The following is a 25,474-nucleotide window of genomic DNA, read 5'->3' as shown; positions in this document are numbered from 1 at the left end:
ATGAAATTCAGGATAACACCATTAAACATCGCCTCGGCATTTTTAATTGTGCTTGCAGGTTATATCTGGGTATACGGAGCAAGCATAACCGGCAGCCAGTACGAAAGCTGGAGCGGTACCATTGTTTGGATATTTTTGTTGTTCGCCTTTGTGGTGGCCTTTCTGGATATCACCTTTCGCAATTTTTTTAAGGATACCCGCACGCTATGGATCATAGAGATGAGCTTTATAGCACTGGTTATTATACTATTACTACTTGTTAAATAAATTATAAAAATGAAAAAAGCCGAAATAAAACTGACTATTGAACTGGATGATAACAACGTGCCCGAAAATATTTTATGGGAGTCTACCGACTCGGCAAATAAAGAGGCGCTGCCGGTAAAATCAATTATGCTTGCCCTGTGGGATCAGAATTTTAAAAACACCCTGCGTATTGACCTTTGGACCAAGGATATGCCGGTTGACGAAATGAAACGCTTTTTTTACGAAACCCTGCAAACCATGGGCGACAGCTTTTTACGTGCCACCGGTGAAACCAATATTGTGGAAGACCTGCGCGACTATTGCGCCCACTTTGCCGAAAAAATGGAAATAACCCGATAATACCGTTATGCGCATACCTTCATTACTTTCTCTTGTAGGTTTTATTATAGTGATAGCGGCAACCTATTGCCCCATGCTGCGCCCGTTCGGTCTGTTCAGCATGAATGTTTATGATATGAATAAGCCCTTCGGCATCGTGATACTGCTGGTAGCGGTTATCGGCATGATCGGGGTGGTGTTCAATCAGCTTAAAGTTGCCAGGCTTGCTGCCTGGGGCACACTGGCACTTGCCGCGCTGCTATTTGTGGGGGCATATTTAAAGGTTCACACTTCGTTCAGCTTTTTGCCTATGTCGTCGGTAGCGGCGTATCTCACCTCGAAAATAAAATTTAAGTGGGGGTGGTATGTACTGTTTACCGGGGTTGTGCTGTGCTTATCAATACTATTAAGTAAAAAACCGGTGAGGATAAACCCCGGTAACGAAGTTGTTTCGTAAGCAAATACCGGCAGATGCGTTTAACCTTTTGCAGTGTTTTGCGTATTACAGTATCTCAGCTTTTTTTAAACATATTTGCAGTAAATAAACCGATCAATGTTAAAATTTTCTTTCCGTAACCAGGTACTTGCAGGCTTCGCGATATCCATACTGCTGGTTTTTGTTGTTGCCATACTATCCTACACAAGCATTAATCAGCTTGAGGATGATAACGTTAAGGTTGAGCATACGCAGCAAGTAATTAAAACATCAACCAGCCTGTTGCAGCAACTTGTTGATGCCGAAACAGGTATGCGCGGTTATTGCGCTACCGGTAAAAAACCATTTTTAGAGCCCTATAATTCGGCTTTGCCAAGTATAGAAAGCGATTTGGATAAGCTGCGCGGACTTATTGAGGATAACCCGGTACAGGTAAAACGTGTTGAGGCTTTATATAAGCTGATAGGCAATCAGCTCGGCATACTAAGTAATAACATTAAAACCCGCGACGATAAGGGGCTGAGCTACATGGTAGCTAATGATATGCTTATCAATGGCAAAGCCAATATGGATAAGGTACGCGCGGTTATTACAACCGTTGTTGAAACCGAGCAGGCTTTACTGGTTAAACGTAAAAATGCTACACAGGCTTCGTCTACTCAAGCCATTTTTATCATAGTGGTAGGTTCGGCTGTATTCTTAATAATCATTATCATCCTGTTCTATTATATTCAAGGCACCTTTAATCGCCAAAAGAAAATTGAGCAGGATATTACCGATGCCAATGTGCAGTTAGGGGTGGTACTGCGTGAAAATGAGGGTAAAAACTGGTTGCTTACCGGCACCGCGCAGCTCAATGAAACCATGCAGGGCCAGCAAACCGAGAAGGAGCTTGCTGCTAACATCATCAACGAGTTATGCAATTATACCAAAGCGGTAACCGGTACTTTTTATTTGCTTAACGATCAGGACGACAGGCTCGACCTGTATGGTTCTTACGCGTTCCATAACCCGGATCTGCTTAAAAAGAGCATCCGTATGTCCGAAGGGGTGCTTGGCCAGGTAGCGGTTGAGCAAAAAGCGGCTTTGGTAAAGGGTAAGCTTAACAGCAAGCTTGAGCTATCAACCTCCGTATTACAGCATGAACTGGTAGAAAGCTTTGTGGTGCCTTTCTTTTATGATAAAAAACTAAAAGGTGTTATGGAACTGGCCTACCAGGGCGCGGTTAGCGAGGCGGTTAGCAACTATATCATCGCTATAGCCAATGATGTGGGTATAGCCGTTAATACCGCGCAGGCACGCACCATTATGCATGATCTGTTTGAGGAAGTGCAGCAGCAGGCCGAGGAACTGGAAGCGCAGCAGGAAGAAATGCGCGTTACCAACGAGGAATTGCTCAACAAAACCGAAATGCTGCAAGCCTCCGAAGAAGAACTGCGTGTACAGCAGGAGGAGTTGCGTACCATCAACGCCGAACTGGAAGAAAAAGCCAGCCTGCTTGAAGAAAAGAATCAGGCTATTGAGGAAGCGCGCCAGGCCATCAACCTTAAAGTTGATGAGCTGGAAACAACCGGTAAATACAAGTCGGAATTTTTGGCTAATATGAGCCACGAGCTGCGTACGCCGCTTAACAGTATACTGGTGCTGGCCCGGATACTTAAAGACAATAAATCAGACAACCTGAGCGAAGACCAGATAAAATATGCCAGCGTAATATTTAACGCCGGTAATGATTTGCTTACGCTGATCAATGATATACTTGACCTCTCTAAAATCGAGTCAGGAAAGCTTGAGATGCAAAATGAGCATGTGCGGGTGAGTGATATCCTGAAGGATATGGAGATGATGTTTGGCGAGGTTGCCGTTAACAAAAAGATCAGTTTTACAACAAGCGGAGCGGCCAATACACCGCCAACCATATTTACTGATAAAGTTAGGGTTGAGCAGGTTATAAAAAACCTGCTATCCAACGCGTTTAAATTTACGCAGGAGAACGGCAGCATTATGGTAAACGCATCAGCCAATACATTTGCCGGCACGATCAGCTTCCATATTAAAGATACCGGCATCGGCATACCTGCCGAAAAACAGAAACTGATATTTGAAGCCTTCCAGCAGGCCGATGGTTCAACCAGCCGTAAATACGGCGGTACCGGTTTGGGGCTATCAATCAGCCGTGAGCTGGCCTTCCTGTTGGGTGGTAATATATCCTTGCAAAGCGAGCCGGGGTTAGGTAGTGAATTTACCCTTACCATACCTTTCGCGGCAGAACAAACCAAAAGTGCTGATGAAGATGTACTGCCAACCGTTGAAACATTTACGCCGCCTAAAGAATTTTTAAAACCTGCGTCGCAACTGGCTAAAAAGCCAAATGCTGAGCCACTGGTGGTTATAGTGGAGGATGACAAGAACTTTGCTGACATATTAAAGGATTACTCGCGCGATCATGGCTATAAATCCATCATGGTGAATGAGGGTACTAATGCCGTACAGATCATCAAGGACAATCAGCCCGACGCGGTGATACTGGATATTATGCTGCCCGGTAAAGATGGCTGGCAGATATTGCGCGAGTTAAAGCACGATGAAGCTACGATGCACATACCGGTGCATTTAATGTCGGCAGGGGAGGCCGCCGCCAACCGTGTACGCCGCGAAGGGGCCATCAGCTTCCTGAAAAAGCCTATTGATACCAATGCGCTCGATAAGCTGTTTACGGATATTATGCAGCAGAGCGGCTCTAAATTCAAGCAGATATTATTGGTTGAGGATCATCAGGCCCAAAGCCAGGCATTAAAGGATATGATGCAGGCGCAGGGTATTGAGGTTGACCAGGCCTTTGACGGCGAATCAGCCTTCAGGATGCTGCATGAAAATGAGTACCAGTGCGTGATCCTTGACCTTAACCTGCCCGATATTTCAGGGCTCGACCTATTGGATAAAATTAAGGCGGTTGATAAGTTCCTGGAGTTACCGGTAATCATTAATACCGCTATGGAGCTTGATAAGACCTCGGTAACCAGGCTGATGCAGTACGCTAATGCCATGGTGATCAAAACCAATAAATCGTCAGACCGGTTGATCGATGAGGTTAATTTATTCCTGAATAAAATAACGGAATCATCAAAATCAGATGGCGACGGTGCTTCATCAAAATCGAAATCAATATCAAAAGGCAAGGATGTTATTAAAAACAAAAAAGTGCTTATTGTTGATGATGATATGCGTAACATATTTGCCCTCAGCAGTGCGCTGCAAAGCTATGATATGCACGTAGAAATAGCTAATGATGGCGAGGAAGCGCTAACCAAATTAGAGGAAGTGCCCGATGTTGATATTGTGCTGATGGATATTATGATGCCGAAAATGGATGGCTACGAAGCCACCCGGCAGATACGTAAGCAAAACAAATGGGCCCGCTTGCCTGTAATTGCTTTAACAGCCAAGGCCATGAAGGATGACCGTGAAAAATGTATTGCTGCAGGTGCTAATGATTACATTACCAAACCCGTTGATATGGACAGGCTGGTAGCCCTGATGCAGCTTTGGCTGGAGAGCTAATAGATAATGAAGGTACAGATAAGCGGAATATTGCCCGAAGAGTTAAATGAGCTGATCATCCTGATTAAAGGGGCGCACGGCTTTGATTTTAATGACTATGGCAAGGCATCCCTTACCAGGCGGGTAAGCCGTATAATGAGCCTGAAAAAGCTTTCGTTTTATGATTTAAAACACAGGCTGGTTAATGAAGATGGGTTTTTTCAGCATTTTTTAGAGGAAGTTACGGTTAACGTTACCGAGATGTTTCGCGACCCCAACTTTTACCGCTCGGTTAACGAGCTGGTTTTGCCTTACCTGTCCACCTATCAGCATGTCAAGATCTGGACGGCGGGTTGCTCATCAGGCGAGGAAGTTTACTCCTTAGCCATATTGCTGCGCGAAGCAGGTATCAAACAAAAATGCTTTATTTACGGAACAGATATTAATACCGAAGTATTAAAGGAGGCCCGTAAAGGCATCTACAGTTTTCGTAAAATAAAAAGCTATGCCGAAAACTATGTGATGGCTGGTTTAAAAGGCTCGCTTACCGATCATTTTACTATTATGTACGATGCCGCTACCATACATAGCGAGTTAAAGCAGGATACCTTGTTTTCGGTACATAACCTGGTGTCTGACGGGGTTTTTAATGAGTTTCAACTGATTACCTGCCGCAACGTGTTCATCTATTTTGATAACCCGCTGCAGGAGCGCATACTCGATCTTTTTTACAACAGCCTTGCACCACATGGCTTTTTATGTCTCGGGTCAAAGGAAACCATACGGTCTGAAGTGTTTCGTAAAAAGTTTAAGGTAATAAACGCTAAAGAAAATATATATCAGAAAATTGGCACTTGATACGCACATATTGCAACGTTGGCAAAAGGCAGAAGTGCTTTTAATTGGTGGTTCTGCCGGGTCGTTCAAGCTGTTTTTTACGCTGGTAAAAAGTATGGACGCGGACATAAATAAAATAATTATTTTGATTATGCACCGAAAAAAGAACTTTTTTAGTGAAATAGAAAAACTCTTTGCAGATCATTCTCGTATATATCTCAAGGAAATTGCGGACAAGGACGAGCTAAACAAAAACACGATATACATAGCCCCGGCCAATTACCATACATTGATCGAAAAGGGCGGCTATTTTAGTCTTGACGTTTCTGACCCTGTATGGTACTCAAAACCCTCAATTGATGTAACTTTTGAAAGCGCTGCCGAAATTTTTGAAGGGCGTTGCGCCGCGATATTACTTTCAGGTGCCAACCAGGATGGTGCTGAAGGTTTGCTGAAATTGCGGCAGTGCGGGTCGCTTACTATTGCTCAGGACCCCGCGGAAGCTGAAATGGCAGAAATGCCCCGTTCGGCAATTGAGTTGGACGCCGCCGAATACATTTTGACGACAGACGATATTATACAATTAATACGAAATTAGCCATACCCCTACACAATTAGCGAATGACTCCTGTTAATATTCTTATTGTAGATGACAGAGAAGAGAATATTGTTGCACTTGAAGCTTTACTCAAGCGCGATGATATTCGCTTGTACTCTACAACATCCCCTAACGAAGCCCTCAAAATTGCCTGGGAAAACCCGATATCAATAGCCCTCATCGATGTGCAAATGCCCGAGATGGATGGCTTTGAATTGGTGGAGATGCTTAAATCAAATCCGCGTACGCGCAACATCATGGTAATATTTGTTACCGCGATATCTAAGGAAGCCAAATACGTGGTAAAAGGTTTAGCCGTAGGTGCTGTTGATTATTTGTATAAACCGCTTGATCCTTATATCACCTCAGCCAAAGTGGATTCGTTTGTTCAACTGGCCCGCTCGCAGGATGAGATCAAGCAAAAAAGCGAGGAGTTGCAGAATTACGCTACCGTAGTTAAAAACTCCGCTGATATAATTTGTACTGTTGATGCGCAAACGTTACGCATTATGAGTATAAACCCCGCCGCCGAGCAAATATTAGGCTTTAAACCTGCCGAACTGATTGATGCCAGCATAATTGACCGGGTGATAGAAAGCGATCAATCCGCCTTTCGCCAAAAACTGGCCGAAGTTATTAAGGACAGGCTAACGTTTGCGGTTTTTGAATTTCAGTTTGAAACCTTCAACAAAAACATTATCTGGGGCGAATGCCGGGCATCATATCGTAATAAAATGCTGTTTTTGAATATTAATGATGTATCGCCGCAAAAAAGTTATCAGCAGCAGCTTATTAAATCAAAGGAAGCTGCCGAGATGGGCAAAAAAATAAAGGAAAACTTTTTGGCCAACATGAGCCATGAGTTGCGCACGCCTATTAATGGTATTTTAGGTATAACTAACCTGCTGCGTAAAACCGAGGTTAACGAGCAGCAAATTAATATGCTCAATTTGCTTGAGGTATCATCACAATCATTGCTTGGTGTAGTTAATGATGTGCTGGATATTTCAAAGATAGAAGCGGGCAAGTTCAGCATTATACGTGCGCCGCATAATTTGCATGATATTGTAAAATCGGTATACGGCCTGCTTAAATTTAAAGCAGACGAAAAGAATATCGAATTTATTTCTGAACTGTCGCCTGATGTGCCTGAGTATGTTATGGTTGACTCGCTGCGTGTTAATCAGGTTTTAATGAACCTGCTTAGCAACGCCATTAAGTTTACAGAGCGTGGATTTGTAAAGCTGAACGTTAAGGTACTTGAACGCACCGCCAGCCGGGTAAAAATTGAGTTTTGCATAGGCGATAGCGGTATAGGCATAGCTGCCAACCACCTGTCAAAAATATTTGATTCGTTTGAACAGGCTGAGGATGATACCTCAGTTAAATATGGTGGTACCGGCCTGGGCCTGGCCATCGTAAAAAAGCTGGCCGAACTTAAAGGCGGCGAGCTAAAGGTAAGCAGCAAAGTGGGCGAGGGCAGCGAGTTCAGGTTTATAAACTGGTATGACCTTGCCGAAATGCCAAAGGAAAAGCAGGTACGCAGGCCGACCGAAAACCTGTTACCATTCAATAACGTGCGTATTTTAGTTGCCGAGGATAATATGGTGAACCAGTTTATGATCAGTAAGCTGCTTAAAGACTGGAACGTTAGCGCGGACATTGTTGACAATGGCCGTAAAGTGCTCGAAAAACTAAATCAAAACGATTATGATATGATCCTGATGGATACCCACATGCCCGAAATGGATGGTTACCAAGCCGCGAAATCAATCAGGCTGGACTTTGAAGACCCTAAACGCGCGGTACCTATCATATCATTATCGGCCGCTACGTTAGATTATGAGCAGAAAGAGGCCCTGGCCGCGGGTATGGATGATGTATTGTCAAAACCATTCCAGCCGTATCAACTGCACGAAAAAATCAATAAGCTGTTAAAAAGCAGCCCGGTTAAAAAGTAAGCCGGGTTTGGCCGGTACCGGCAATGCGCGCTTCATGTTCAAGCAGCCATTGCTTGCGCCACAGGCCGCCCGCGTAGCCGGTAAGGCTGCCGTCTGAGCCTATTACCCGGTGGCAGGGCACCACTATCCATAAATTATTCTTTCCGTTTGCTGACGCGATGGCGCGTATGGCAAGCGGGCTTTTCATCTGGTTTGATAATGCTGCGTAACTGATGGTATTACCATAAGGTATTTGTAACAGTTGTTGCCAAACCTTTTGCTGAAACTCGGTACCTGCCTGTTTAACCGGGAAATCAAAAGCCTTACGCTTACCTGCGAAATATTCGTCAAACTGCCGGGCTGCCGTTTTCAGTAGTTCTGTTTCAGGCTCATTTACTTCCTGTTCCTCATCACGTATGGATATAGCGCTGATGTAACCATCGTCATCAGTAATGCGGGCAATGCCAAGCGGCGTACGGTAAAACAGGTTAACTGGCATAAGGTAAAGTTAAAGCTTTTTAAATATGGCGGCAAAGGTAAATCACAAACCTGCGCTTATTATATTTGCAACTGATGGAATTGATAGATCAAACACTTAACCTGTTAAAAAAGGAGATATTGCTGGAGTGGCGCTCTAAGTACGCGTTTAACGGCGTGCTGCTGTACGTGGTATCAACCGTGTTTGTGTGTTACATCGCGTTTAGCCTGAGCGCAGGCTTTGCGGGCAGTACGGGTTACCCCATAGTTTGGAATGTGCTGTTCTGGATCATTATGCTCTTCGCATCGGTAAACGCCATAGGCAAAAGCTTTGTACAGGAGAGCAAGGGGCGTTTGCTTTATTATTATTCCATTGCCAGTCCGCAGGCTATCATCCTGTCAAAAATCATCTATAATATGTTGCTCATGTCGCTGTTAAGCACGTTGGCGATTATGGTGTACGTGGTTTTTTTTAAGAACGTAGTTGGCGACCCATTACTGTATTTTGCTTCAGTTATTATCGGCAGTATCAGCTTTTCAACGGTTTTTACCATGATCTCTGCCATCGCCTCAAAGGCGGGTAACAACGGTACGCTGATGGCCATATTAAGTTTCCCGGTTATCATCCCGGTAATACTGATCCTCATCCGTTTCAGCAAAAATGCCATGGATGGGTTAGATAGAAGCCTTAACTATGGGCATTTAGGCGCATTGGCGGCCATTAACGCAATAGTTATCGCAACATCGCTGTTGCTATTTCCTTATCTATGGCGCGATTAAGAAAAATCTTTTCCAGGCTGGTTATTATTTGCCTGCTTGCATTGGCAAGTACAGCGTTTGCGCAGGATGGTACCATTACCGGTAAAATTACCACCGCCGGTGGTAAGCGGCCCTTAGCCAAGGCCAGTGTGTTCTTAAACAATGCCACTTTTGGCACCACTTCGGCAGATGATGGCACCTATACCTTGCGCGGCGTTAAGCCGGGGCAATATCAATTGGTAGTTACCAGCGTAGGCTACCAGGAGGATGTGCAAACCATTATGGTAAGCAATAAAACCCTTAACCTGGATATCGATCTCCGCCAAAAATCAATGATGTTGCGCGAGGTGGTCATCATGACGGATGCCGACTGGAAAAAGAACTACGAGATATTTAAACAGGATTTCATCGGCACGTCCGAAAACTCAAAGAAGTGTTACGTAGCCAACCCAAGGGTAGTCAGCCTATCCTACAAAAGCTCAAAAAAACTGTTGGAGGCTTATACGGATGAGTTTTTGGTGGTTGAGAACCGCGCGCTGGGCTACCGGGTGAAATACATGATCAATGATTTTAAAACCGATAAACTTAACGGCATAGTATCTTACGAGGGCAGGGCGTTATTTGAACAGTTGCCCGGCAGCGAATCGCAAAAACAAAAATGGCGCGAAAAGCGCAAGGAGGCTTACTATGGCTCAGCCAAGCATTTTTTTCGCTCAGTTTATTCGGATACATTTGAGGAGGAGGGATTTATTGTTAAACCCTTTGTGCGCGAGCTTAACCCCGAACGTGCCCCCGAGGATGTAATACAGCGAAAGATCAAGCGGTTTAGTACCACTAACCGCGATTCGGCAAACTATTGGATCAACATGTCAAACATGCCCAAGTACTACCATGAAATGCTGGGCAAGGAACCGTTGAAGCTTAACCAATTCTTTTTTAAAACCAAGGACCCCGGTATATTCGGCATGGGGGTAAATAAATACCTGCTTTATGTGATCTACACCAAAAAGCACGAGGAAACCAACTTTAGGGATTTATACCGCCCGCTGGATATGGAGAACTTTGAAACCAGCGTAATGACCTTCTCTAAGCCGGTGCTGTATTTTGATATGAACGGCCGTGTATTACAGGACGCGCCTTTGCTGGAGGGCACATGGTCAAAAGCCAAGCTGGCCGAACTGCTGCCGCTGGATTATATGCCCGGCGATTGACACCGCATTACTAATTTGGCATAAAAGTTACCCAATACCGACAAGCCTGGCGCAGGCGTTGTACACTAAAAATTACTACATTTGTGCCCACAAGCTAATTTATGAAGTTTATTTATCAATGGTGGTGGAAGGCATTGGCAGTTATCGTTATCCTTTACACGCTGATAGCCGGTTTTTTAATAAACGTGCCCCGTTTACCTATCGTTCACGAAACTATACGCAATACTTATTTCCATGTGCCTATGTGGATGGCCATGTTCACGGTGTTTACCATATCGGTTATCTACAGTATTAAATACCTCAAAACATCAGACCCGAAGCACGATTTAATTGCTGTCGAATGCGTTAACGTGGGTGTTTTCTTTTTTATATTAGGATTAGTAACCGGTATGATGTGGGCCAAGTATACCTGGGGCGAGTATTGGAGTAACGACCCGAAACAAAACAGCGCCGCTATAGCCTTTTTACTTTATTGTGCCTATCTGGTGTTGCGTAACGCTATTGACGAAGAACAGAAACGCGCCAAAATATCAGCCATATATAATATTTTCGCTTTCCCGGTATTGATCGTACTGATTATGGTATTACCGCGGATGACGGATTCACTACACCCTGGCAATGGTGGTAACCCGGCTTTCGGAAAGCTTGACATGGACAATAAAATGCGTTGGATATTGTATCCGGCATTTATCGCATGGAGCTTATTTTCCGTGTGGATAGCTACCCTGCGCTACCGCATCCGCCTGATAGAGTACAAACAAAATTCCCTTGATTAAATGATGAAGAAAGTATTATCCCTTATTGTATTGCTATTGAGTTTTACCATGGTTTTCGCTCAAAACGGTGTAGATATTGAAATGGCCGATACCCTGCGCAGTTCGGGCAAAATATACGTTGTAGTGGCCACATTGGTCATTATTTTCCTTGGATTGGCTATTTATCTGTTCGCTATTGATAAAAGATTAAAAAAAATCGAAAATCAAAAGTAGTTCAAAAATTTATCCTATGTTGTTTAAACATTGGTTTAAGTTGGTTGTTATGTAGTGTAGTCAAAACACTATGGTTTTTAACATTTGCAGTTGTGGTAAATTTTACGTCAACTTTGCGCATGTTTTAACACCCAATTATTAACTAATACCAACTGTTATATGTCAGATAATTCGTTATTAGATCAGAATACCCACTTTTTTGGCGACGTATGTAAAAACTTTGATTACGCCGCTAAGTTTACCAAACACGATGCCGGTTTGCTCGATCAGATCAGGTCATGCAACAGTGTTTACCGTTTCCGTTTTCCTATACGCCGTGGCAATGGCTTTGAGGTTATTGATGCCTGGCGTGTAGAACATTCGCACCATCAATCGCCAACCAAGGGTGGTATACGTTACAGCGAGTTTGTGAACGAGGATGAGGTGATGGCCCTTGCCGCGCTAATGACTTACAAATGCGCCATTGTTAACGTGCCGTTCGGTGGTGCGAAGGGCGGTATCCGCATCAACCCTAAAAGCTACAGCGTACAGGAGTTGGAGAACATCACCCGCCGTTACACTGTCGAACTGATTAAAAAGAATTTTATAGGCCCAAGTATTGACGTACCCGCGCCCGATTATGGTACCGGCGAGCGTGAGATGAGCTGGATAGCCGATACCTACGCCACCATGAACCCCGGCCAGTTAGATGCCATGGGTGCTGTAACCGGTAAACCAATTGCTTTGCATGGTATACAAGGCCGCCGCGAAGCTACCGGTCGTGGTGTGGCCATCGCCATACGCGAGTGTGTTGGCGTTGCCGAGGATATGCAGAAGTTAGGTTTACCAACCGGTATTTCGGGCAAGCGCATTATTGTGCAGGGCCTGGGTAACGTAGGTTTTTATACCGCTAAGTTTTTACAGGAGTACGGTGGCGTTATTGTAGGTATTTGCGAATTTGAAGGCGCTATTTATAATGCCGATGGCTTAGATGTAGAGGCCGTATTTCAACACCGCAAAGCAACCGGTTCAATTTTAGGTCATCCCGGTGCCAAACAGGAGTTCAAAAACTCAGGTGAAGGCCTGGAGCAGCCATGCGACATATTAGTGCCTGCCGCTTTAGAGAACCAGATCACTGCTGAGAACGCTGGCCGCATACAGGCGAAAATTATTGCCGAAGGTGCCAACGGACCAACTACGCCCGAAGCCGAAGAAATATTTTACGCCAAAGGAGGCCTCATCATTCCGGATATGTATGCCAACGCCGGTGGTGTTACCGTATCCTACTTCGAGTGGTTAAAAAACCTTTCGCACGTGGCTTTCGGTCGTATCAACCGCAGGTTTGAGGAAAATAACAACCTTAACCTGGTGAACATGATCGAAGGCATTACCGGTATATCACTTACCCCAACGCAACGTGCAACCATCGTTAAAGGCTCGTCAGAGCTGGAGCTGGTTAACTCGGGTTTAGAGGACACCATGATCCGCTCGTACCACGAAATTCGTGAAACTTACAAGATAGAAAAGATTGACACCCTGCGTACAGCGGCTTTTGTTGGCGCTATCAATAAAATTGCCGTATCGTACCAAAACCTGGGTGTTTGGCCGTAATTACAGTCGCAAATACCAATTTCAGCGCCGTTGCATGGTAATGCAGCGGCGCTTTGTTTTTACCGCAAATTATAACCCTTGCATGATGATGTATTCATCCGTTTAGTTCAGATTTGCATTTCGCTAAAACAAATTGCCGCCTATCAAATTTATATTAAATGAACCATCTGGCTAATTCAACATCACCCTACTTACTACAGCACGTTAATAATCCGGTCGACTGGTACCCGTGGGGACCGGAGGCTTTGCAAAAAGCAAAGGACGAAAATAAGCTGATCCTGGTGAGTATAGGTTACTCGGCCTGCCATTGGTGCCATGTAATGGAGCACGAAAGCTTTGAGGACGAACAGGTGGCAACAGTAATGAACGAGTACTTTGTTTGTATTAAGGTTGACCGCGAGGAACGCCCCGACGTTGACCAGATATATATGAGTGCCGTGCAACTGATGACCGGCCGCGGCGGCTGGCCGTTAAACTGTATCTGCCTGCCCGATCAGCGGCCTATTTACGGAGGTACCTATTTTCCAAAAAAGGAATGGGTTTCGTTATTGTTTAACCTGGCCGATTTTTATAAGCAAAAACCGCAGGAAGCAGAAGAATACGCTGTTAAGTTAACGGAAGGCATCAACCAGTACGAATCAGTTGATTTTATACCGAAGCAGGAAGCGGATTACACCACTCAGGATCTGCGAACCATCATCAACAACTGGAAAAAATATTTTGATAAGGCAGAGGGTGGCTTTGGAGCCGCGCCTAAATTCCCGATGCCTAACAGTTGGATCAGCCTGATGCGCTATGCCCATTTAAGCAAGGATGCCGAAGTTGCCGCGGCAGTGGAACTGACATTGAAAAAGATGGCTTACGGCGGTATTTACGATCATGTAGGCGGCGGCTTTGCACGTTACGCGGTTGACGGCCACTGGCATGTACCACACTTTGAAAAAATGCTGTATGATAACGGCCAGCTATTAAGCCTGTATGCCGAAGCCTATACTTGGAAACCCGAACCGCTTTACCGGCAGGTAGCAGGCGAGATCACGGAGTTTGTGTTGCGTGAACTGACCTCAAACGATGGTGGTTTCTACTCCGCCCTTGATGCCGACAGCGAAGGGGTAGAGGGTAAGTTTTATACCTTTACCAGGCAGGAATTAGTACAGATTTTGGGTGAGGACGCGGATCTGTTCAATATTTATTACAATGTTACTGAAGATGGTAACTGGGAAGAGGAGCACACCAACGTATTTTTCCGTAACCGGGATGATGAATCATTAGCGGTGGATCTTGGGCTTAGCGTGGATGAACTCCAACAGAAGATGCATACACTTCGTCGGCGGGTACTTGATGCCCGCGGCACACGCATACGGCCGGGGTTGGATAATAAAATTTTAGCCTCATGGAATGGGTTAATGCTAAAGGGCCTTTGCGATGCTTACCGCGCGTTCGGTGAAACGAAATATCTGCAGTATGCTTTATCAAATGCCAACTTTATGGTAAATAACCTGGTTACTTCTACAGGTAAATTATCCCGGTTATACAAAAAGGATATTCCGGGCGGCGATGGTTTGGCTTTTCTGGATGATTATGCCAATGTTATCGATGCTTTTATTACCCTGTATGAGGTTACGTTTGATGAACAATGGCTAACCAAAGCACGTAGCCTTGCTGATACGGCCATAACCAATTTTTATGATGAAGAGGGTGGCATATTTTTTTATACCGCTGCTGATGATGAAATGCTGATCGCCCGTAAATCAGAGATAATGGATGGAGTTACCCCGGCATCTAACTCAACCATGGCCCGTAACCTTAAAAAACTGGGCTTATTATTTGATGAAGAACGGTACACCGAAATATCGGCCCAGTTACTGCGCAACATTGTGCCTTACCTGGGTAAGTATGGCTCGGTTTACTCAAACTGGATCATGCTGCTTACTGATGAAGTTTACGGCGTTTATGAGGTTGCGGTAACCGGCAATGAGCACGAAAGCTATCGTAACGAAATTGAAAAAACATACATTCCTAATAAAATTATGTTGGGCGGCACTGCAGGAAGTTTACCTTTGCTGCAAGGCAAGTTTAGCGGTGATACACAAATTTTTGTGTGCCGTAACAAAACCTGCGGCTTACCGGCCGGCAATGTTAACGAGGCTTTAAAACAAATTGAAGCCTGAATACTTATAAATAAAAACGACTATAATGAAAATTGAACCAAAGCACGTAGTGTCATTAACATATGATTTGTATGTTGATAACAACGGTACCGAAGAAAAAGTAGAAAGCGCGACCGAGGAGCAACCACTTACCTTTTTATATGGTGCAGGCCAGATGTTACCAAAGTTTGAAGAGAATTTAAGCAGCCACTCAGCCGGTGATGCTTACGAATTTCGCCTGACTGCAGAGGATGCCTACGGTGAATATGACGAAGAAGCAGTAGCTAATTTGCCTAAAGAAATGTTTCAGGGTGCTGATGTTCCCGAAATAGGTACCATCATTCCTTTGCAGGATAATAATGGCAACCGTTTCCAGGGCCAGGTAGTATCAATAGCCGAGGATGCTGTTATTGTTGATTTGAACCACCCTATGGCAGGGCAGGAACTGCACTTTAAAGGCACTGTACTAAACGTACGCCCTGCAACTGAAGAAGAACTATCTCATGGCCATGCGCACGGCGCTGACGGCCACCACGGCCACTAAGAAATAATGTAACATAACAAAGGCGCTCAAAGCGCCTTTGTTGTTAAAAGTATATCCGCCCGCGGCTATCAAACCGGCAGGTTATCAAAACGGTCATCCCTACGTTATTGCCATTTTTTGAGGCCGGTAAAAATACCTTATCCTCTTCAGATAAACTATCAAGAGGCATATCAGCCACCTTATTGATAAAGCCGCTTGGAGATACTATACGTATCTTAAAATCGGCCAGCCTGCCACCGGGGCTAACCAGCAACTCAACTACACCGGTCAAAATTGAATAATCAACATCTCCTAAATCAGGCGGTATAGCAATTTGCTTTACATAGGCCATGTAGCCAAAATATACGCTGCCCGGCTTTACCGGTGCTGCTATGGTATCATTTGGCTTTATTTCATCATCAATTATATAACGTACGGCACGCATGGTATCAACCGGAGATGAAAACAGGATGGCGTGTTTATCGTAATCATAATTTTGAAGTAATACGCCTTTTTTACTGTAATAGTGCCAAATGCCAACACGCTTGCCGCGGTTGTAACGGCCGCTGGCAATGGCTGTCTTTTTTTTGTAAACCGCCTGGTAAAGCCCGTGTTTTACGGAGGGGCTGTCGGCCAATACGGAGTATTGCTCCTGTACGTCCTGTATCAGTTTTTCATCCTTTTTTTGTGTTACCTGGGCCACGGTGCTTAATGTAACAGCGCATAGTAAAAAGGTAAAAAGGTATTTCATCATCATTAGAGTAAAAAAACGGGCTTAGGTTTATTTCGCAAAAAATAAATTCGGGAGATTAGCCTCTGCGGCCGCCTCCACCGCCGCCGCCATTGCCGCGGCTACCACGGTCAAAGCCACCTTCACGGCGCTCACCACGACCGCCGCCCATACCGCCGCCTGCAAATTTGCGAAAACGGTAGCTAAAAGTAAATAAAAAGTATCGCCCTAAACGGTTGGTGCGCGAGTCGACCGTTACGTTGCCGTTTACCGTACGGCTTATACCTGTGTTTTGATTAAGCAGGTCAAACCCCTGTAGCCTGAACGAGGCCGAGTTTTGCGCCAGGAACTGGTACTCAATGTAAGTGCCTATAATAGCAGGATTCACACTGCGCGAGCCAAAGCCGGTGTTTATTTGCTTGTATATATTATAGCCTAATATCCATCCGTCAAAAAAATAACTGCGGCCATCAAGCCCTATGTTCCAGGTATTTACATTGCGGTTTAGCGGGCGTTCGTCATTAGTTAAGCTGTTTTTTGAGGTGTTGATACTGTAGCTGCCGCTAATCTCGGTATCCATCACACTGTCAATATCCGCACGGAATTTTAATCCTTGCGTTAAAACAAGGTTCTTTACAAGGTTGCGTTCATCCTCAATAAACGTTACCTGGTTGTTATAATTGCTGCTGCCGTTAAGCGATACCGTGAACGACTTGTTGGTAAATGGCTTGGTGGTAAAAGCATAATTTCCATTAATGGAGTAGAAGCCATCAGTATTAAGGTAACGGGTTTCCTGAATTAACCGGCCATTGCTTTGAGTTGAGGAAGTATCATCGAGCCTTACCGGTTTGGTGTTTGATACAATGTTGTTAGCGGTGGTATTATAATCTACATTTACAAATAGTGAATTGCCGCTTTGCACATTAAACTGGTTAAAGCGCAGGCTATAACGCATGTTAAACTCAGGCTTCAAATCCGGGTTGCCATACACCCGGTTCTGCGGGTTTGACAGGTCGGGCTTGGGTTGTAACTGGTAAAAGCTGGGTTGCTGATTTGAGCCGTTAAAGTTGAAGGTAAGCGTACGGTTAGGTGTAAACTTGTATATGAAATTAGCGTTAGGTATATAATTCACCGTATTGCGCGATGTACGTGTGCCCTGAAACTCGCCCTGCAAAGTAGTAGGCTGAAAGCCCATGCCCAACGTTAAATTGTATTTTGTTTTTATGCTGCGCAGATTTAAACCAAACCGGTTATTAATAAACTGGTAATTGTAAACCGTGCTTAACGAGTCGACATAAGTAAGCTCATTGGTATACGGATTAATGCGGTAGTTAAAGCGGTCGTTCTTGTTATCAATATAATTGTAGTTATAGTTAGCTTCTAAAAATGTGGTTTGGCCAAGCGGCTCCGTGTATGACAGGCTTGCTCCAAAACGGTCTGTTGAACCTGCGGTATTTATTTGCTGGTATATGGTATCGCGCAAGCCGTTTTGCTGGTTTTGGGCATTATACAAGTCTTGCGACCGGTTGGTATTATCAGATGAATTCGCGTTCAGGTTAACACTTAAATTGCGCCCCTTTTTTTTGAACCGGTGATTAAACAAAAAATTACCCCCGTAGTTAGGTGATCGGTTGCTGCCGTTATTGTACTGCTGACCAATATCGGTGATGCCATTGCGGTTATTTATAAAGTCGAGCTTATTGTCATTGCCTGATGTGCTGAGGTTAAAGTTGGGGCTTATCTTAAAAAAATTAAGGGTGTCCGGTTTATATTCCAGGTTAAAGTCAACATGGTGGCTGGTGTTCCAGTTGGTATTATTGCTTTGGTTGTTACGGGTAATAGCGCCCGAGGTATAGAGTTCTTCTCTTAATGAGGATGTGATGGTGTTGCGGTCGTTATCGTCAATGCTGTAGCGCCCGTCAAATTTAAACTTTTTGGCAAACTCATCGCTAAACCGTACCTGGCCTGATCGTTGGGTGTTGGTTCCGTTTTGGTTACCATCTGTATTATTAAAATTCCCTAATACTGATATTTGCTGCTGATTATTAAAGTGATTGGCAAATACACGGGTATTAAAACGCTTCTCGTTACCCACGCCGGCATTTACGCGGCCAAAGTTGCCTACGTTACGGTTCTTTTTAATGGTGATGTTCAATATTTTAGCCGGCTCGCCGGTTTTTATGCCGGTCAGGTTAGCCTGGTCGCCATAATCGTCAATTACCTGTATGTTCTCCACAATGTCGGCAGGCAGGTTTTGCGTGGCCAGCTTAGGGTCTCCCGCGAAAAAGTCCTTACCGTTTACCCTTACCTTGGTAACCGCCTTACCATGCGCGTTGATGTTGCCATCCTTGTCCACCTCAATACCCGGCATTTTTTTCAGCAGGTCTTCGGTAGGGGAGCCGTCGCGCACCTTGTAGGCCGCGGCATTATACTCCACCGTATCCTGTTTTATGGTGATGGGGGGCTTTAACGCGGTAATGTTTACTATGCCCAAAATGTTGATCTGTGTTTTTAGCCTGATGGGCTTTAAATTGGCTGAAGCCGCGTCGGTAAGTTTATAATCACCTTTAAAAATTTCATAGCCAATACCCGTTACGGTTAGTTTAAAAGCGTTGCCCTTAACTGCCGGGAATTTGAATTTGCCTTCCAGGTCGGTAGCGACAGACATGCTGTCGGTAGCGGTAACCAATTTTACGCTGATGCCGGGTAGGGTAACGTTGGTGCTGTCGACCACGCTGCCGGTTACCTCCCGCTTTTGTGCGAGTGCTGCATGGCTTATAACAAGTGCGAAAATGATAAGTATAAGTTTTTTCAATGGATAGCAGGGGTTAAGTTGGTGTGTTCGACAATGAAGGTAACTTATAGTTTAACAGCCCTGTTATGTGTAATATAAATGTTGCAGTAATTATTAAAAAAGGCAATTTAATTGATATTACTGCGTTTAATACCCGAAATCTCTCAGCATGCTAATTCACACGGGTTGTAAAGATTTTTACATTAGTGTGATATATTATCCTTATCTTCCACCCTTTCCTAACAGTTTAAATTTTTAACCCATTTTAATATATATGGCTTTTATCCATACGGTACTTGAAGCGCCTGCATACGGTTGGCAGGACAGTGAGGGCAACCTTTCAAAACCCTCAACCGCTCAAATCCTCAGTGCTTTTGCCGGCCGGATGAATATTTTTAAAGACCGCCGTAACTGGCTGCCCTTAATGAGCTGGCTGATGGTTATAGCCTTAACCCCCTTCTTTCTATTATTCATCTTTAAATACTTCAGCTTAAAGCTGCTGCTGATAACCTTTTTGTACAGCATGGTAGTTATGGGCACGCATGGCACTATCTGGTACCATCGTTACTGCACACACCGCGCGTTTAAATTCCGCAATAACTTTTGGCGTTTTGTTACGCAAAACCTTACCCTGAAAATCATCCCGGAAGAAATATATGTGATCTCGCACCACGTGCATCACGCGCTTTCTGATCAACCCGGCGATCCGTATAACGCTACAGGCGGCTTTTTATATTGTTTTTTGGCCGATGCCAATCATCAGCCTATCAACCGCAACATGAGCGAGAGCGATTATAACCGTTGCGTAACCCTCATGAAACACACCGGCATAAAAGCCAATACTTATGCGCAATACAAAAAATGGGGCACAGTAGCCAATCCTTTTTATACCGTAGCCGGCGTATTATTAAGCTGGGGCTTTTGGTTTACCGTATTTTACCTGCTTGGTGGTGTAGCTTTGGCTTGCGCGCTGCTTGGTGCCGCCGGTTTTTGGGCGGTAGGCGTGCGTACCTTTAATTACGAAGGCCACGGTAAAGGTAAGGATATGCGCCGCGAAGGTGTTGACCATAACCGTAACGATATGTCTGTTAATCAACTATGGCCGGGTATAGTAGCGGGCGAGTGGCATAACAATCACCACCTGTTTCCTAAAAGCGCACGTTCTGGCTTTAAGCCATACCAGGTTGATATGGCGTGGTATTACATAAAGGCTATGCACTTTTTAGGTGCGGTAACCTGTTATAACGATTCAAAGAAGCGCTTTTATCAGCAATATTATAAGCCAGTACCCGTGGCGGATAACATCTGCCCGAAAACAGGATTGCTTCTTACCAAGGTTTAAAACATACAGCCACCCGAAAGGTGGCTTTTTTTATGCGCTTGGGTTTTGAGGTAATAAGTTGGAATTTAAGCATCAAAATAGCTACTTTAGTAGGGCATAAGCCGCTGTGATGGGTTTGTTAACGCGGTATTGCTTTAACCAGTTTAAGCCATGAATAATTCCCGTAGAAACTTTATAAAAGGTGCCGCCGTATTTGCTGCCGCCGCCACAGCGCCTGTTCAACTGTTTGCTGCCGGTAATAAGTTACAGCGGACCGTTCTTCAGCTTTATTCGGTTCGTGATGAAATGCGGGCCGACCCTAAAGCGACCCTGAAACGCCTGGCTGAACTGGGCTATCGCCATGTAGAACACGCCAACTATGCCGACCGCAAGTTTTATGGCTTTACGGTGAAAGAATTTAAAGCTATTTTAAGTGACAACGGCCTTACTATGCCAAGCGGCCACATCACTATGGCCCGGCAGGACTGGGATGCATCCACTAATGATTTTACTGACAAATGGAAACAAACTATTGAGGATGCCGCGGCCATTGGCCAGCGCTTTGTGATCAGTCCGTCATTATCAGGCGCTGCCGTAACGGTAGAGGAGATGAAACCCTACATGGAGCAGTTTAACAAATGCGGCGAACTTTGCAAAAAGCACGGCATGAAATTCGGTTACCACAACCACGATTTTGAATTTGAGCAGCGTGTAGACTCTATGCTTTTATTTGATTACATGCTACAAAATACCGACCCGGCACTGGTTGCCCAGCAACTGGATATGGGGAATATGTATATGGCCGGTGCCAATGCCATGGATTATATCAAAAAATACCCCGGCAGGTTTGAGCTGATGCACGTAAAAAACATGATACGGGTTGGCGAAGAAAAAGGTAAACCTAAGTTTGAAAGCTGCCGGTTGGATAAGGGATTACTGCCATTAAAACAGATACTTAAAGCTGCACAAAAAACCGCGAATACATCGTATTTTGTAATTGAGCAGGAAGAATACCAGGGGCTTGGCCAAAGCGAAAGCGCAGGCATTGACCTGGCGATAATGAAAAAGTGGGGCTATTAGTAACTTATTTATCGCATAATACTTTTTTAATAATAAAGTTATTAAGTTTGAAAAGCACGGCTTACCACGGCCGAACCTAAGTTTAACGCCCTTTAGCGTTGAATGATCAACACTGATAAGAGTTTAATGGATAGAAGAGTTGCAATAAAAAATCTGGCGTTAGTTTTAGGCGGAGCTACGCTTTTCCCTAAGGATATGCTTGCAGGCGGCGCAAGCCAGATACAGTTAAAGAATTTCAGTATCACCCCGGCGCAGGAGAAACTGCTGGCCGAGGTTGCCGAAACCATTATACCTAAAACAGCATCGCCTGGTGCCAAGGATCTGGGCCTGCACCTGTTTGTATTGCTTATGCTTGATGATTGCTACAGCAAAAAAGATCAGCAGCAATTTACCGATGGCTTAAAACAATTCGCGGCGCTTACCGCCAAAAATAATTCTAAGGCATTTGCCCTGTGGCCGCAGGCGCAGCGTGAGGCGCTTTTGCTTTCTATCCAGCAAAAAAATAATTTTCCGGAAGAGTTAAACAGCTTTTATCGCATCACTAAGGATAAAACAGTACAGGGTTATACCCAATCAAAATATTTCATGACAAAAAAGGTTGTTTACGAATTGGTACCGGGCAGGTACAATGTAAACGTACCTGTAAAAACAAAAAACACAGCAGTTAAGCATGGCTAATTTGAACATCGACAGCGTTAAGGAACGCACATTTGATGCCATTGTTATTGGATCAGGAATAAGCGGGGGATGGGCTGCTAAAGAACTTACAGGCAAGGGCCTTAAAACACTGGTGCTTGAGCGTGGGCGCGATGTTAAGCATAACATTGATTACCCAACCACCAGTATGTATCCCTGGGAGTTTAAACACCGTAATGAAATGCCGCTGGCCATACGGGAAGAAAACCCTATCGTTTCACGTTGCTACGCTTTCCATGAGGATGCGGCTCATTTTTTTGTGAAGGATAAGGAGCACCCTTATGTACAGGAAAAACCTTTCGATTGGATACGTGGCTACCAGGTTGGCGGTAAATCGCTGCTATGGGCACGCCAAACCCAGCGTTGGAGCGACTTTGACTTTGAAGGCCCGGCGCGCGATGGTTTCGCGGTCGACTGGCCTATTCGTTATGCCGACATTGCGCCGTGGTACAGTTACGTTGAAAAGTTTGCCGGTATATCGGGCAATAAGGATGGCATTGCCGAACTACCCGATGGTGAGTTTTTACCGGCTTTCCCTTTAAATACCGTTGAGCAGTTTTTTAGTTCACATGTTAAAAAGAATTATCAAAACCGCCATGTAATCAGCGCGCGTTGCGCGCACCTTTCTAAACCGGAGCCGATCCACTTTGAGCAGGGCAGGGTACAGTGCCAAAACAGGGTGCTTTGCCAGCGTGGTTGTCCGTTTGGCGGCTACTTTAGCAGTAATGCCTCTACCATCCCCTGGGCCATGAAATCAGGCAACATGACCTTACGCCCATTCTCGGTTGTGCAATCGATTATCTACGATGAAAGCAAGGGTAAAGCTACCGGCGTACGCGTGATAGATACCAATACCAAAGAAGTTATAGAGTATTATGCCCGCATTATTTTTGTTAACGCAGCAGCATTAAATACCAACATGATACTGCTTAATTCTACCTCAAACCGTTTCCCTAACGGCTTGGGTAATGATAGCGGCGTGCTGGGCAAATACGTAGCGTTTCACCTTTATACCGCTACGGTTAATGCCGATGTGGATGGGTTTACCGAATTTAAAACCGAAGGCCGCAACCCGGCTGGTGGCGGTTACATGCCACGCTTCCGCAACGTTTATAAGCAGGAAACCAACTTTTTACGCGGTTACGCCGCCGGATTGGGTGCTTACCGTTCAACCCATGCCGATAGCTCCGGCGTAGGCAGCAACTTGAAAGCCTCTTTAAGTAGCCCTAAAATGGGCGGCTGGGGTGTAGGCTCGCACATGATGGGCGAAACCATACCGAAAGAAAGCAACTACGTTAAGCTGGATAAAGATCAGAAAGACCAATGGGGTATGCCGCTGCTGCGTATCTCGGTTGATTATGATGATAACGACCGTAAAATGACCGACGACTACCTGGAGCAGGTAAGCGAAATGTTTGACACCGCGGGCTTTAAAAACATCCGTAAGAGTGTAGCCCAGGGCAAGGCGCCGGGGCTTGACATACACGAGATGGGGGGCGCACGTATGGGGCATGATCCTAAAACATCCATCCTTAACAAATGGAACCAGGTGCATACCTGTAGCAATGTGTTTGTTACCGATGGTGCCAGCATGACCTCAACCGCCTGCCAAAACCCTTCACTAACTTACATGGCCTTTACCGCCCGCTCGGTAGATTATGCCGTAAACGAAATGAAAAAAGGAAACCTTTAAATCAATTAAGTTAAAATAAACTATACATCAGTACTTACCATGACAAAAGAAACTGAAAACAATTCGAGAAGAAGTTTTATTAAAAGCGGGGCGATCGCGGCCGCCTCATTCATGATTGTGCCACGCCACGTGCTTGGTGGCAAAGGGTTTACCGCCCCAAGCGATAAGCTTATTGTAGCCGGCGTAGGTGCGGGCGGCAAAGGCAAAAGCGATATCGCTAACTTTTACAAAAGCGGTAAGGCTGAAATAGCATACCTCTGCGATGTGGATGATCGCGAAGCAGCGGAATCCGTAAAGAATTTCCCTAAAGCTAAATACTATAAAGACTGGCGTAAACTGCTGGAAAAAGAGCACAAGCATATCGATGCCGTATCGGTTTCAACGCCGGATCATAACCACGCCATTATCGGCCTGGCGGCTATGCAGCTTAAAAAGCACGTATATATACAAAAACCTTTAACCCACGATATTTATGAAGCGCGCGTTTTAACCGATGCCGCAAAAAAATATAAGGTAGTAACCCAAATGGGTAACCAAGGTTCATCAGGCGATGGTGTAAGGCAGTTAAAGGAATGGTTTGATGCAGGCCTTATCGGTGATGTAAATACCATTTACTGCTGGACAGACCGCCCCGTATGGCCGCAGGGTATTCCATGGCCATCAAACAAAGCCGCAATACCAAAAGAACTGGATTGGGATCTATGGCTGGGTACCGCTCCAAATAAGGATTATATTGAAAAATTAGTACCGTTTAACTGGCGCGGCTGGTGGGATTACGGTACAGGCGCCTTAGGCGATATGGGTTGCCACATCATGGAACCTGCCTTCCGTTTGTTAGATTTGACCTATGTTAAGGACGTACAATCAAGCGTGGGTACAGTTTATACTGACATCTTCAGGAAAGGTTATTTCCCTGAAAGCTGTCCGCCGTCAAGCCATATCACCATGACGTTCCCAAAAACGGCCAAAACCAAAGGCGATGTAACTATCCACTGGATGGACGGCGGCATTCAACCGGAAAGGCCTGCTGAACTTGGCCCGAACGAAACTTTTGGCGATGGCGGTAACGGTATGTTGTTCGTGGGTTCAAAAGGTAAAATGATGGCCGGTACTTACGCGGTTAACCCGCAGTTATTGCCATTATCTCGCACCAAAGAGGCCAATGTCGCTAAAACCATTAAACGTGTACCGGGTGGTGATGAAGGCCACTACGCGCAATGGGTTGAGGCTTGTTTAGCCGGTTACGGTAAAATGGAAGTGAGCTCACCGTTTGAGATCGCCGGTCCGTTAACCGAGGCATTGCTAATGGCTAACCTTTCTATCAGGGGCCATGCGGTTGAGGTTAAGGATGCGCAGGGCAGAGGCTCATTCCCAGGTAACGATATTAAACTGATCTGGGATAACCAGAACATGAAGGTGACCAACTTTGATGCTGTTAACCAATACGTAAAACGCGAATACCGTGAAGGTTGGAAGCTGGGTGTATAATTACACCCGCCGCCTGAGCGAATAAATATCTGAGAAT

At 45.0% G+C, this 25,474-nt stretch carries 22 protein-coding genes; 19 read left to right on the top strand and 3 right to left on the bottom strand.

Annotation, left to right across the window (positions count from 1 at the left end; genetic code table 11):
• The 7 genes from AC3WJC_RS10835 to AC3WJC_RS10805 all read left to right on the top strand — a co-directional run bounded on the left by AC3WJC_RS10835 (nt 1) and on the right by AC3WJC_RS10805 (nt 7,957).
• A complete protein-coding gene (locus AC3WJC_RS10835) occupies nt 1–267 on the top strand; it encodes a hypothetical protein (protein WP_492399122.1) in 267 nt (88 codons plus the stop codon).
• A 9-nt stretch (nt 268–276) separates the two neighbouring features.
• Nucleotides 277–606: a gliding motility protein GldC gene (gene gldC / locus AC3WJC_RS10830; RefSeq protein ID WP_492399121.1), complete on the top strand. Its 330-nt coding sequence runs from the start codon at nt 277–279 to the stop codon at nt 604–606.
• Between the two features lie 7 nt (nt 607–613).
• Complete coding sequence (locus tag AC3WJC_RS10825; RefSeq protein WP_492399120.1) at nt 614–1,042, top strand: hypothetical protein; 429 nt, start codon at nt 614–616, stop codon at nt 1,040–1,042.
• A gap of 96 nt (nt 1,043–1,138) precedes the next feature.
• Nucleotides 1,139–4,582 (top strand): response regulator, encoded by a 3,444-nt coding sequence (locus tag AC3WJC_RS10820; RefSeq protein WP_492399119.1) that lies wholly within the window; start codon nt 1,139–1,141, stop codon nt 4,580–4,582.
• Between the two features lie 6 nt (nt 4,583–4,588).
• On the top strand, nt 4,589–5,419 hold the full coding sequence (locus tag AC3WJC_RS10815) for a CheR family methyltransferase (RefSeq protein ID WP_492399118.1): 831 nt from the start codon (nt 4,589–4,591) through the stop codon (nt 5,417–5,419).
• Nucleotides 5,420–5,429: 10 nt separating this feature from the next.
• Nucleotides 5,430–5,996: a chemotaxis protein CheB gene (locus tag AC3WJC_RS10810; protein ID WP_492399117.1), complete on the top strand. Its 567-nt coding sequence runs from the start codon at nt 5,430–5,432 to the stop codon at nt 5,994–5,996.
• A 23-nt stretch (nt 5,997–6,019) separates the two neighbouring features.
• Nucleotides 6,020–7,957 carry a hybrid sensor histidine kinase/response regulator gene (locus tag AC3WJC_RS10805; protein WP_492399116.1) on the top strand — a complete coding sequence of 646 codons (1,938 nt, stop codon included), beginning with the start codon at nt 6,020–6,022 and terminating at the stop codon, nt 7,955–7,957.
• Here the strand turns inward: AC3WJC_RS10805 and AC3WJC_RS10800 are convergent.
• On the bottom strand, nt 7,947–8,435 hold the full coding sequence (locus AC3WJC_RS10800) for a methylated-DNA--[protein]-cysteine S-methyltransferase (RefSeq protein WP_492399115.1): 489 nt from the start codon (nt 8,433–8,435) through the stop codon (nt 7,947–7,949). The genes AC3WJC_RS10805 and AC3WJC_RS10800 overlap by 11 nt on opposite strands.
• A 74-nt stretch (nt 8,436–8,509) precedes the next feature.
• Here AC3WJC_RS10800 and AC3WJC_RS10795 point away from each other — a divergent pair, with 74 nt between their 5' ends.
• From AC3WJC_RS10795 to AC3WJC_RS10765, 7 genes are all read left to right on the top strand, one after another.
• Nucleotides 8,510–9,193 carry a heme exporter protein CcmB gene (locus AC3WJC_RS10795; RefSeq protein ID WP_492399114.1) on the top strand — a complete coding sequence of 228 codons (684 nt, stop codon included), beginning with the start codon at nt 8,510–8,512 and terminating at the stop codon, nt 9,191–9,193.
• Nucleotides 9,181–10,383, top strand: a complete 1,203-nt coding sequence (locus AC3WJC_RS10790) for a carboxypeptidase-like regulatory domain-containing protein (protein ID WP_492399113.1) — start codon at nt 9,181–9,183, stop codon at nt 10,381–10,383. Before AC3WJC_RS10795 ends, AC3WJC_RS10790 begins: the two co-directional genes overlap by 13 nt.
• A gap of 101 nt (nt 10,384–10,484) precedes the next feature.
• On the top strand, nt 10,485–11,159 hold the full coding sequence (locus AC3WJC_RS10785; protein WP_492399112.1) for a cytochrome c biogenesis protein: 675 nt from the start codon (nt 10,485–10,487) through the stop codon (nt 11,157–11,159).
• On the top strand, nt 11,160–11,372 hold the full coding sequence (locus AC3WJC_RS10780) for a CcmD family protein (protein ID WP_492399111.1): 213 nt from the start codon (nt 11,160–11,162) through the stop codon (nt 11,370–11,372).
• 159 nt (nt 11,373–11,531) lie between these two features.
• Nucleotides 11,532–12,962 (top strand): Glu/Leu/Phe/Val family dehydrogenase, encoded by a 1,431-nt coding sequence (locus tag AC3WJC_RS10775; protein ID WP_492399110.1) that lies wholly within the window; start codon nt 11,532–11,534, stop codon nt 12,960–12,962.
• 158 nt (nt 12,963–13,120) lie between these two features.
• Nucleotides 13,121–15,133, top strand: coding sequence for a thioredoxin domain-containing protein (locus AC3WJC_RS10770; protein WP_492399109.1), 2,013 nt, complete (start codon nt 13,121–13,123; stop codon nt 15,131–15,133).
• Between the two features lie 25 nt (nt 15,134–15,158).
• Nucleotides 15,159–15,656 (top strand): FKBP-type peptidyl-prolyl cis-trans isomerase, encoded by a 498-nt coding sequence (locus AC3WJC_RS10765; RefSeq protein ID WP_492399108.1) that lies wholly within the window; start codon nt 15,159–15,161, stop codon nt 15,654–15,656.
• Nucleotides 15,657–15,699: 43 nt separating this feature from the next.
• Here AC3WJC_RS10765 and AC3WJC_RS10760 read toward each other — a convergent pair whose 3' ends face one another.
• Nucleotides 15,700–16,392 (bottom strand): hypothetical protein, encoded by a 693-nt coding sequence (locus AC3WJC_RS10760; protein ID WP_492399107.1) that lies wholly within the window; start codon nt 16,390–16,392, stop codon nt 15,700–15,702.
• 52 nt (nt 16,393–16,444) lie between these two features.
• On the bottom strand, nt 16,445–19,180 hold the full coding sequence (locus tag AC3WJC_RS10755; RefSeq protein ID WP_492399106.1) for a TonB-dependent receptor domain-containing protein: 2,736 nt from the start codon (nt 19,178–19,180) through the stop codon (nt 16,445–16,447).
• A gap of 253 nt (nt 19,181–19,433) precedes the next feature.
• Here AC3WJC_RS10755 and AC3WJC_RS10750 point away from each other — a divergent pair, with 253 nt between their 5' ends.
• The 5 genes from AC3WJC_RS10750 to AC3WJC_RS10730 all read left to right on the top strand — a co-directional run bounded on the left by AC3WJC_RS10750 (nt 19,434) and on the right by AC3WJC_RS10730 (nt 25,437).
• The gene (locus AC3WJC_RS10750; protein ID WP_492399105.1) at nt 19,434–20,501 is read left to right on the top strand and encodes a fatty acid desaturase; all 1,068 of its coding nucleotides are present in this window, start codon (nt 19,434–19,436) and stop codon (nt 20,499–20,501) included.
• 150 nt (nt 20,502–20,651) lie between these two features.
• Nucleotides 20,652–21,560, top strand: a complete 909-nt coding sequence (locus AC3WJC_RS10745) for a sugar phosphate isomerase/epimerase family protein (RefSeq protein ID WP_492399104.1) — start codon at nt 20,652–20,654, stop codon at nt 21,558–21,560.
• A 126-nt stretch (nt 21,561–21,686) separates the two neighbouring features.
• A complete protein-coding gene (locus AC3WJC_RS10740) occupies nt 21,687–22,238 on the top strand; it encodes a gluconate 2-dehydrogenase subunit 3 family protein (protein WP_492399103.1) in 552 nt (183 codons plus the stop codon).
• Nucleotides 22,231–23,949: a GMC oxidoreductase gene (locus AC3WJC_RS10735; RefSeq protein ID WP_492399102.1), complete on the top strand. Its 1,719-nt coding sequence runs from the start codon at nt 22,231–22,233 to the stop codon at nt 23,947–23,949. Before AC3WJC_RS10740 ends, AC3WJC_RS10735 begins: the two co-directional genes overlap by 8 nt.
• 39 nt (nt 23,950–23,988) lie before the next feature.
• Complete coding sequence (locus AC3WJC_RS10730) at nt 23,989–25,437, top strand: Gfo/Idh/MocA family protein (protein ID WP_492399101.1); 1,449 nt, start codon at nt 23,989–23,991, stop codon at nt 25,435–25,437.
• Nucleotides 25,438–25,474: the final 37 nt, after the last annotated feature.

The organism is Mucilaginibacter sp. FW306-07-L, assembly GCF_058782065.1.
Note: the sequence above shows the minus strand (reverse complement) of the source record. Positions and strands in the feature narration are given on the sequence as shown.

What these genes read in the sequence shown, in the direction of transcription:
- AC3WJC_RS10740 (WP_492399103.1), top strand. Translation starts at nt 21,687, where the DNA reads ATGGATAGAAGAGTTGCAATAAAAAATCTGGCGTTAGTTTTAGGCGGA.
- AC3WJC_RS10795 (WP_492399114.1), top strand. Translation starts at nt 8,510, where the DNA reads ATGGAATTGATAGATCAAACACTTAACCTGTTAAAAAAGGAGATATTG.
- AC3WJC_RS10785 (WP_492399112.1), top strand. Translation starts at nt 10,485, where the DNA reads ATGAAGTTTATTTATCAATGGTGGTGGAAGGCATTGGCAGTTATCGTT.
- AC3WJC_RS10825 (WP_492399120.1), top strand. Translation starts at nt 614, where the DNA reads ATGCGCATACCTTCATTACTTTCTCTTGTAGGTTTTATTATAGTGATA.
- AC3WJC_RS10805 (WP_492399116.1), top strand. Translation starts at nt 6,020, where the DNA reads ATGACTCCTGTTAATATTCTTATTGTAGATGACAGAGAAGAGAATATT.
- AC3WJC_RS10750 (WP_492399105.1), top strand. Translation starts at nt 19,434, where the DNA reads ATGGCTTTTATCCATACGGTACTTGAAGCGCCTGCATACGGTTGGCAG.
- AC3WJC_RS10780 (WP_492399111.1), top strand. Translation starts at nt 11,160, where the DNA reads ATGATGAAGAAAGTATTATCCCTTATTGTATTGCTATTGAGTTTTACC.
- AC3WJC_RS10735 (WP_492399102.1), top strand. Translation starts at nt 22,231, where the DNA reads ATGGCTAATTTGAACATCGACAGCGTTAAGGAACGCACATTTGATGCC.
- AC3WJC_RS10800 (WP_492399115.1), bottom strand. Translation starts at nt 8,435, where the DNA reads ATGCCAGTTAACCTGTTTTACCGTACGCCGCTTGGCATTGCCCGCATT.
- AC3WJC_RS10765 (WP_492399108.1), top strand. Translation starts at nt 15,159, where the DNA reads ATGAAAATTGAACCAAAGCACGTAGTGTCATTAACATATGATTTGTAT.
- AC3WJC_RS10815 (WP_492399118.1), top strand. Translation starts at nt 4,589, where the DNA reads ATGAAGGTACAGATAAGCGGAATATTGCCCGAAGAGTTAAATGAGCTG.
- AC3WJC_RS10760 (WP_492399107.1), bottom strand. Translation starts at nt 16,392, where the DNA reads ATGATGATGAAATACCTTTTTACCTTTTTACTATGCGCTGTTACATTA.
- AC3WJC_RS10745 (WP_492399104.1), top strand. Translation starts at nt 20,652, where the DNA reads ATGAATAATTCCCGTAGAAACTTTATAAAAGGTGCCGCCGTATTTGCT.
- AC3WJC_RS10790 (WP_492399113.1), top strand. Translation starts at nt 9,181, where the DNA reads ATGGCGCGATTAAGAAAAATCTTTTCCAGGCTGGTTATTATTTGCCTG.
- AC3WJC_RS10820 (WP_492399119.1), top strand. Translation starts at nt 1,139, where the DNA reads ATGTTAAAATTTTCTTTCCGTAACCAGGTACTTGCAGGCTTCGCGATA.
- gldC (WP_492399121.1), top strand. Translation starts at nt 277, where the DNA reads ATGAAAAAAGCCGAAATAAAACTGACTATTGAACTGGATGATAACAAC.
- AC3WJC_RS10730 (WP_492399101.1), top strand. Translation starts at nt 23,989, where the DNA reads ATGACAAAAGAAACTGAAAACAATTCGAGAAGAAGTTTTATTAAAAGC.
- AC3WJC_RS10770 (WP_492399109.1), top strand. Translation starts at nt 13,121, where the DNA reads ATGAACCATCTGGCTAATTCAACATCACCCTACTTACTACAGCACGTT.
- AC3WJC_RS10835 (WP_492399122.1), top strand. Translation starts at nt 1, where the DNA reads ATGAAATTCAGGATAACACCATTAAACATCGCCTCGGCATTTTTAATT.
- AC3WJC_RS10775 (WP_492399110.1), top strand. Translation starts at nt 11,532, where the DNA reads ATGTCAGATAATTCGTTATTAGATCAGAATACCCACTTTTTTGGCGAC.